Here is a 3,348-nt window from a genome sequence, read left to right on the forward strand (position 1 = left end):
GGTGACATTGGCCAGAACTTTGGCGCCGGATTCCATTTCTACTGTAACCTGTGCGGGCAGGGTAGCTTCGATGTCCTCGATGGTGACGTCAGAGCCCAGCTGGACATTGATGTCATCCATGGGAGAAACTGCTACGATCTCGTCTTCCAGGGTCAGATAGACATTGTTAAAGGTGGCGTTGGCACGATAGGTCAGCAAGCCTATATAACCGCCATTGTAATCGGGATCCTGCATCCTTGCCACTTCCACGTCATCCAGGTAAGCAACAAACTCAAATGTGCCATCATTATCCAAATCGTCATAGACGACTTTCATATGGAAGCTTTCCTGATTTCTCTGCTCCTCTGTCAGCTGATACGGCTGGGTGATGACTTCGCCTTGGCCGTTAACGTTCTTGAAGATTCTGCCGTGGCCTAAGGCTTTGGAGAGGTTGAAGCAATACCAGGTTGCGGCAGGATTGTTAATATCCTGGATACCAAAGACCAGGGAAGCATATTGGCCGCTTGTATTTTTGACGTCGGCTTCGTAGGTAAACGGAACATTGGGGAGGATATTTTCGGACAGATAGTAGCTGTCGCCAACGTTTCTGTTTCTAGCCTCCATGCCTTCGGGGCCCTTCACCCAGCTGCCTACGCCATTCGCCAGTTTGAGATTAGTAAGGTTGGTGTTGAAAACTTTCTTTGCGACCTTGACGGTGATTTCTTCCTCAAGAGCGCCAGTATTGCTGGTGGCTTTGATGGTGTAATCGCCCTCGGTGTCGGATTTCAGAACCACATAGGTGTCAGCTTCCTCTACGACGGTCAGGCCCTCGGGGATTTCCCAAGTGACGGACTTATCGGTAGCGGAAAGGGGCAGAATGGTGGACTGAACGGTAAATTCCTCACCAGGCTCTGCAATCTCAGGTGCCTTCAGAGACAGGAACATGGGCTCGGTGCCGCTCTCACCATCTTCTGTGTACATGGATTTCATCTGCCAGATGTTCATCTCATCGATGGCAACATCGCCGCCTACGGTGAAGAACTCCATGCCGATGCTGTCAGGATCAGGATAGTATGCGTCGGCTATATCTGCGTCACCATAGTTACCGAATACCTCAATGACCGAAGTATCCACCAGGATACGCAGCTGGACTTTGCCGTTTTCCATGGGATGGAGGGTCCATTCCAGATTCGATCTGGCAGCTGGTCCAGATTGAGAGAAGTCCAGAAGCAGCTTATCAGTTTCTGTGTTGTATTTAACAACTGTCTCCTGGCCGTTGCCGGTGCGGAGTTTGAAGCCAAACTCTTTGGCGGTGCCCGGAGTGAAGGTGGCCTCTACATCATAGTACTGGCCGGTTGTATCCGCCAGGATATTCGGGGTATTTTCATCCACTACCGTATTTTCGGTGGAGAAGATAACGTCACCGCGATTGGCGTCGATTTCCTCTACCGGGTAAGCGGTCAGGTGATACTGATCGTCGATGATCTTCAGCCCGGTTTCACGCGGGATAGACTGAATAGCGTTCCAACGTTTGCCGTCAGGACCATAGTTGCCGAAGGGATTCCATTCCTGAATCCAGTGGACCATGATCTTCCGGTCTTTTCCAGCGCCATCATTGTAGAAGTGCTGACCTGCATACATTTTGGATATTCCACCGCATCCAGTCTGGATAAAGTCGGTGACATTGACAAAACGCCAGCCATCCTCTGTCTTCTTCAGGTCGCCTACAGCAAATACGTCGCTGGCGCCTACATAGACCCATTTTTCTTCATCGGTGCCTTCTACAGTCAGCGGGAACATGGTGGGGCACTCAGACCATACATCTTTTCCGCTGCCCGCGTCGTGTACAAAGGCCTGCTCATCTTTCCATGTCTTCAGGTCATGGGAAGAGAAGAGTCTTCCACGGCCGCCGGCTACGACCATGAGCCAGATGCCACCGGCAGGCTCCTCGGGATCTTCCTGCCACCAAACCTTCGGGTCGCGGAAGTCAGGGCCATATATTCTATGAGTTTCGTCGATAACAGGGTTGCCGTCATATTTAGTCCAGGTTACTCCGTGGTCCTTGGAGTAGGCAATGGCAATCACCTGACCACGGGGACCGCCATGGTAGGTATAAAATGCTACCAGCTTGGACTCACCCGACTTGTTATCGGTAAAGAAACCGGAGGTATTTTTGTCATCTACTACCGCGGAACCGGAGAAAATGGTACCCAGTTCATCAGGCGCGATGGCAATGGGCATCTCTTGCCAGTGGACGAGGTCGGTGGACTGGGCATGTCCCCAGTTATAAAAGCCGGGATAAACCAGGTTAAACTGGTAGTACATATGCCAGGTTCCGTTGCTGGGATCGTAAACCAATCCGTTGGGGTCATCCAGACAGCCGTTTTCAGCTGTATAATGGAACTGGGGACGATAGGGCTCGGCCGCCATGTAAGCGCCATCCGATTTTCTATTGGCTGTGATGACAGTACCCATAGAAACATCGCCCTTGGTGGCCATGATGGTGATGGTGGTGTCCCCTACCGGCAGGGAAATTTCTTGCCCTTCCCCGCTGGCAATGGCTTTCTCTTCCAACACAACGCCATCCGGGCCAACAGCGCTGATGGTCAGGCTTGTACCCTCCTCAGCGGTGGGGGTGACGGTGATGGTCTCGTTATTTCTACCGGTATAAAGATTGTAGTTGACAACATTGGGGTCAAACTTGGGGGAAAGAACGAGGTCTTCTCCGTCGATTTCCAATCCTGTCAGCGCGGGAGTTGTATCATCTTCAATAGGAGTATAGTAAACATCCTGGAAGGTGAAGTTTCCACTATAGTTAAGAAGGCCCAAATATCCGCCGCTGTATTCATCATCGGTTCCCGCGTGTACAAGAACATCGTCGATATAGCAGTTGATCTTGTTGCCGATGGCAACCACCTTAATATGGCAGGTGGTGGGGGCTGGATCTCCCATGGGATACCGTGCAGTGATATCCGTACCGCCTGGGAAGCGGAACAGACGGGAACCTACATTCTGCCAGATATTAAAGACATAGGAACCATCCGCTGGCTTCTCGGGATCCTGAACACGAAAAACCAAGGAGGCCGCATGTTCCCACAGATCGGGGTTATTATCGGTGATGGTAGCCTCAAAGATGAAGTTTTCGGACTGGATTTTGCTCATCGCAAAATTGTCACCGCTGCCGGTGGCGACCAAACCACCTTCTGTCTTCACCCAAGATCCGCTGAGATAATCAAGGTCGCCCAGGTTGGTGTTGAAGTTGTCTTCTACTTCAGGTACATCAATATTGGCAGTTGCCTTTAAGTTTTTAAACTGGGCTTTGGCCTGCCAGCTCAGCAGTCCCAAATAACCGGGCTTGTAGGGAATACC

At 51.3% G+C, this 3,348-nt stretch carries 1 protein-coding gene; it reads right to left on the minus strand.

Annotated features, from left to right (window positions below; genetic code table 11):
* A partial coding sequence (locus ACZ25G_RS00825; RefSeq protein WP_463681202.1) for a GH32 C-terminal domain-containing protein occupies positions 1–3,348 on the minus strand: 3,348 nt, incomplete at both ends.

Source organism: Zongyangia sp. (assembly GCF_965361945.1).